The sequence below is a fragment of the Ochrobactrum teleogrylli genome, assembly GCF_006376685.1.
Taxonomy (GTDB): Bacteria; Pseudomonadota; Alphaproteobacteria; order Rhizobiales; family Rhizobiaceae; genus Brucella; species Brucella teleogrylli.
Map to the genome: position 1 here is coordinate 1 of NZ_VEWL01000031.1, position 5687 is coordinate 5687.

Below are 5687 nucleotides of genomic sequence, written 5' to 3' on the forward strand. Positions count from 1 at the left end.
GTCGGGAGCTTGCGATTAGCGTTCATGACGAAAATTTAAAGCAATTCAGTGGAGCGAATTGTTAAAAATCCGTTTTAATTCACTTGGTATTGGGTTCCACAAGCAACCATCCAATGTTAAAAACGGGCGCATTATCCACCACGCCCAAAGCGTTGCGATAAATGTCGTCTAGACAGAATGCAAAACGGTTTTTGATCGTGCCACTGCCGACTGAGGCTGGTCCATCAAGATAGCTCCACAGGGCAGCCTTGCGTTCTGTAGACAGAACGGCGGAGATTAGCCCCCCCGGAGTTGTTGGGCCCGGCTGTATGAAAACACGCACGCCATCTTCTCTGACAATAAAAATGCTGCCCTGAGCCGTGTCGACGTAGTCACCTATCGGCGACACCACGTGCCAAAAGAATGGCTTATCACTTACCACCAGTTTTGGTTCGTCTGGATCAGTCAGGTCTGCAGACAAGTACACGGGTGTATCGCTAAAAAAATTACGCAAACTGTACAAGCCATTCAGTGACTGGATTGGTCCAGCGACATTCTTGTCATTATTTTTATCATCACTCATTATATTACTCTTTTTGATTGCAGTTGAAGTAAATATTCTTGTGGCCCCTACAGTTTCAAAATTTGAATACAGAGGGAATGCAGAACCAATTTTTGTGAAAAACGATTTACTTTCAACTGAATATATTAACAGGTAACAAAATTTCGTTACTTTAAATCGATATTAATACTTCATAATGAAGTAGGCGAAATTATTAAATCTATTAAATATTACCCGCTATAAAGAGTGGGATGCAACCTCGTCATCTGGATCCAAACCTCAGGCAAAGGATCTGTTGCAAAAATTTCGGTGGAACAAAGCGCGGCTAACCACTGGACGCAACTATGCTGCAAGTGCCGTGAATTGTTGTTTGAGTGAAAGCGGTGCGGTTGATCCAATGCCTTGCAGCTTTCGCATCATGTGAACGAGCTCTATACCTGCGAGCATGATGCTGGCGGCGGCTTCGGACTTCGAGCCGAGCATGGATCGTATCCGTCGTTTGATGCGGCGATGATCCTGTTCGATGGTGTTATTCTTGTATTTACTGGAGCGGATGATGAGGGACCTTCCACCCTGTCGCAACCGGCTCTCGGCATCACTTTGCATGATGGCCGTTCGTTTAGTTTGGCTCCCATCAACAGTGATCTTCTCTGGCCTGCCATGTCGGGCCAGAGCCTTGCGGATAAAGCACTGGCAGCCTTCAGCCCCCGGTTTCTGTTGAGCAGGAACAAGACGGTATTGCCGTTGCTGTCGATGGCACGATACAGATAAAGCCATTCGCCTTTGCCCCTCACATAGGTCTCATCTAGATTCCAGTTGCGGGTTACCTGACGCTTCTTCCGATCGAAACGCTCAAGCAGCATGGGGCTGAAATGCAGCACCCATCGATGCACGGTCGAATGATCTATTTCAATGCCGCGCTCCGCCATCATTTCCTTCAGATTACGGAGACTGAGATTGTAAGCCAGTACCACCTCACACAAAGCAAGATCACTGACTTATCGAAATGGCGACCTTTGAACATCAAATAATCCAGCTTTTTGAAAGCTGAAAACCTATATCACTGCTCGTTGACGAAACGTTTGCAACAGATCCATCTGATAGCATAGCGATTTGCCGCCGCCCGTCGGCATCAGGACGAATGCATTATTGCCTGCAATCGCATGCGATACGATCTCCGCTTGCCGCCCACCGAAGGCATCGTATCAGTAAATGGTTTTGAGAATGTGGAGCGGGTCGGTCATCATCAGTAGTCAAAACATCATTTGTTGTTCAGATTCGGCAATCACATTCATAACAGACATCGGCGAAAAATCAGTCCCTCATCGCAAGATGACGATGCCAGCGATTATACCGCATGAACGCGTTGCGGATTTCGACTGAACAAACAGGAATGGGCTTTGAACGTTTGAGTAATTCGGGCCGGCAACCTCTTTTAGGTGCGTTAGAAAGTACAATAAAATCAATAATTTATCAAAAATCGCGTAATGCGCATTATGGAACGCGGACCAGCGACACGCTCAACGTGCCATACATTGGATCCACTTTGATAATCATGTTCCTGTTTCCACCACCGTCTGGATCTCCGCCAATTGCACGACCATTGGCTTTCTCATAAGAAAAATCTTCCATCCAAGTATATTTTACTTCGTTGGCGTCAGCTGGTTTCCAATAATCTTGGTAGATGCATAATGCCTTGCTAAAAGGTTGCGTGGACGTGAATTTCAATCTTTTATAACTTTCATCCTCGCGACCGATCCATGGAATCCCCCAGTTCAACCACTTGTTTTCAGTTGGAACAAGCTGAAAATTCCGTGATGTATCTTCTCCATTATCTACAAAAATCGTATAAGGAGATTCATTATACACTGTCTTAACACATGTAACGTAAGCCATTTTATTACCTCATAGCTCTAGACACCATTATTTTATTATAATCCAAAATATTAGGATTTATATCAACTGGATTTTCTCACACATTAGCACTGTTGAATCTACTGATTTACAGATGTTTATTTTTTTATTGACATGTACTTTAGTTTAAATAAAGAAAATCTCGGCATACCATCAACCGTGATCCCAGTGCTCTTCCTTAAGGCGCTGGATCAAACGAGACTCGTAGGTTGGGCAATGCCAGCTATTTCCATCAGACTTCTTGCATCGCTGTGATTGTCACACAACACAGGGAAAACCGCGACGTCATTCGTCAAAAGCCACAATGATCGTGTCATGCCGTCGCGGAAATCAATGGTTCGCCTGCCTTTATGTATGGGTCCTGGTACAACCTCTGCAATCGGAACGGGATTCTTTTCGGTATCAATGAACCGGTCGCAGGCATATCGAAACTTGTAGTCATTCCTCATCTCGGATTTGATAGGACACCTTCGGGCGTGGTCTTGAGGCAGTGCCAACCATGCGCGATAGAAGGATATTGCGCTGACATAGACAACATAATCGCTTGCTCCGGTAGGTATCGGCAAACGCATGTAGACATTTGGCTTGTGAGGAACATGCAGTTCCCAAACCAATCCCTGCGGATGGTTTCGAACGATAGTCGGCATCGGATTGAGAACGGGAACGCCGCGCCTGAAACTCAGGTGCTTATCCAACCTGCGCAGTTCCCGATGCACTTCCAATTGGCGCTTTAGGAGATTCAAGACATGCATGCGTACCTCCCGCTGGCTGCGTTAACTGAGCCTGCTTGAACAAATCAGCCATTGAGTTCAATGGTCGTTCACTTCGCCTGCACTCTTCGCCAACATTGCGGACGTTCATCATAATAAGACGATCAAAGTCCTCCGGCGACAAGAGCATCACTTTGCCGCCGCGCCGCGACGCGTCGGCTTGCAATGCTTCTGCCTTTTGCCGTTTCTCGCCAGATTGCTTCGAGCAATCCCGGTCATCATACTGACGGGCATAGGCGAAATGTTGCCCGAAGCGGTCGAAAGCAACCAGGATTCCAGATTCTATCGGCATCAAACCTCTAAAAGAATATGTATATTTAGTGAAATATAGAAAGAACAATTCAGTACGGCATAGTTACACTGAATTGTTCTCCGATAACAGCAGATCGTTGTTGTAATAACCAGAAAATCGCAATGCAGAGTTTATATTCCATCCTCGGCAATTAGCTGAGCCTGCTTGAACAAATCTGCGATATTGTTCGAGACAGCAGCTACGGCATCAGGGTCAATGTTTGCTGGAATTCGCAGCGCATCCAGCTGGGGCAGCGGTGTTTCTTTGCCCTCTTCCACCCGTTGCGCAACACGTCGCGCGATCAATTGATCCGCGAGGCTTTTGCCGGAATGCAACTTGTCTTTCTGAGCTTGCAGATCTTGTTGCGGCACCTCTTCTGCCGCAACGCTGCCAGGGGCTTCATAATCGGCTTCAGTGATGGTGTATGTCGGCATTGGTGGTGGTGATTTGAAATCCTGTGCGTTATACAGTTTTCTGAGCACCTTATCGGCGAAATACATCAGTCGCTTGGCGCGGATCGGCATGCCGCCATCGACGACAATAACAATCTCATCCATTGGCAATCGCCGTGCATCGTCCTTGGTGAGCAAGGGATATTCCTCCGTTCGCTCCGAAATATTGGTGCCCATCACCCCATCGCGTAACGTCTTCGAACGGGACACAACTTTCTTGGTTGTGGTGCCAACCGCTTCGGAAACCTCGCTGATAGTGTCCTTTTCGGCGGGTGTCAGAAACAGCTTAATGCCGCTATTGGCCTGAATGGCTTTGCGATCTTCCACGCTATATACGCGGTCCAGATCGGCAATGGACTGCGTGATGACGGCAACGTTGCCGCCATAACTGCGCAGCAGCGACATGCTGTCGACAATGATAGGCATGCATCCGATGCGCTGGAACTCATCGAGCAGGATCATCACTGGAAAAGGTTCGTCCGGACCAGGTTCTTTCAGCTGAAGCGTGGCGATGAGTTCGGAAAAGAACATGCGCACGAGCGGCGCGATGGTTTTCAGATCCTCATAGGGGCAGGTGAAATAGACCGTGCAAGGCGTCCGGCGGAAATCGCTGAAGTTGAAATCATGCGCAGCAGTCACAGCACAAGTATGAGCGTTCGCCCAGGGCGAAAACCCGCTGGAATCCAGAATGGAGATATAGGCGCTCAGCGTATCCTTTGCTGTATTCGAGAATTTTTGCAGCAGAACCTTGGCGGCCGGGTCCTTGACCTCTTCGGCATAGCGCGCAAATTTGTCGTTGTTGCCCAGTTCGCCGCCGTTGATCAACTTATAGATATAGCCAAGAGTGAAGTTGCCGCGCTCATAGGCGAGCACAGCGCAGGCGATAAAGACGCCACGACTATTCGGTAGAAAACTCTCGGCCTGCGAGCTCGTGGCGGTCAGGAACAGGGTAGCAAGCTTCTCAAGCTCTGACATACGTTGAGCCGGGTTCTTGATCTTGCCGATGCGCTGCAATGGATTGAACCTGTGGCTCGGCATATCGAAGTCACGCGGTCCGAACCGATAGACTCTCTGGCCCATTTACTCGCGATGCCGTGCCGTCTTCTCGAAGCACTCGCCCTTCACATCGAGCACGACGGCGCTGCCGAGAAATGTCAGAAGATTGGGAATGACGAAACCGACGGTCTTGCCGCGACCGGTTGGCGCGACCAGGAGACAGTGGGGGAACTTCGCCGAGACGATATGCTGTCCCTTCCCTTCCGGCTTTGTTGTCTTCCCTAACATGAAGCCGGTCGCCGGATTGGCAAAGAACGCGTTCTTTTTCAATTCAGATGGTTTCTGCCAGCGGGTGACGCCAAAGGTGGTCAGGCGCGCATCGACCATCTTCGTGCCGAACAGGCCTCCGATCCCTGTTGCCAGTCCCATAATCGTCATTGCGACAGCAAATTCGTGCGGGTGACTGAAGCGGAGTTGTGACAGATTGAACAACAGGAAGCCGGGACCGACCGACCAGTTCCGATGCCAGGCCCCGAGTACCATCGTGGCGACCACGTAGCCCATTACGCCGCCCACAACGAGCATAAAGGCTGTCGTGGCGACCTGCCTTTTATTATCCCGATCAAAATTCATGGTGAAAAAACCGGTTGTGTTGCAAAAATTTGGTAGGGATGGAACACGGCTTGGCGCTGGACGCAACTATGCTGTGAGCACTGCGAATT

4 protein-coding genes and 3 pseudogenes are annotated in these 5687 nt (G+C 49.0%); all 7 read right to left on the reverse strand.

Translation table 11 applies throughout. The features are described from left to right. Positions 1-79: 79 nt before the first annotated feature. Positions 80-562, reverse strand: a complete 483-nt coding sequence (locus FIC94_RS22205; RefSeq protein WP_140026455.1) for a ricin-type beta-trefoil lectin domain protein — start codon at positions 560-562, stop codon at positions 80-82. A 321-nt stretch (positions 563-883) separates the two neighbouring features. Further along, a pseudogene (locus FIC94_RS22210) lies at positions 884-1473 on the reverse strand (IS6 family transposase). A 153-nt stretch (positions 1474-1626) separates the two neighbouring features. Further along, positions 1627-1788: pseudogene (locus FIC94_RS22935) on the reverse strand (hypothetical protein); the annotation flags it as partial. Between the two features lie 247 nt (positions 1789-2035). Next, on the reverse strand, positions 2036-2437 hold the full coding sequence (locus FIC94_RS22215) for a hypothetical protein (protein ID WP_140026456.1): 402 nt from the start codon (positions 2435-2437) through the stop codon (positions 2036-2038). 209 nt (positions 2438-2646) lie between these two features. Further along, positions 2647-3207 (reverse strand): plasmid fertility inhibition factor family protein, encoded by a 561-nt coding sequence (locus FIC94_RS22525; RefSeq protein ID WP_180918116.1) that lies wholly within the window; start codon positions 3205-3207, stop codon positions 2647-2649. Further along, positions 3143-3517 carry a hypothetical protein gene (locus tag FIC94_RS22220; RefSeq protein ID WP_140026457.1) on the reverse strand — a complete coding sequence of 125 codons (375 nt, stop codon included), beginning with the start codon at positions 3515-3517 and terminating at the stop codon, positions 3143-3145. The genes FIC94_RS22525 and FIC94_RS22220 overlap by 65 nt, the downstream gene beginning before the upstream one ends. 131 nt (positions 3518-3648) lie before the next feature. Beyond that, a pseudogene (locus FIC94_RS22225) lies at positions 3649-5598 on the reverse strand (type IV secretory system conjugative DNA transfer family protein). Positions 5599-5687: the final 89 nt, after the last annotated feature.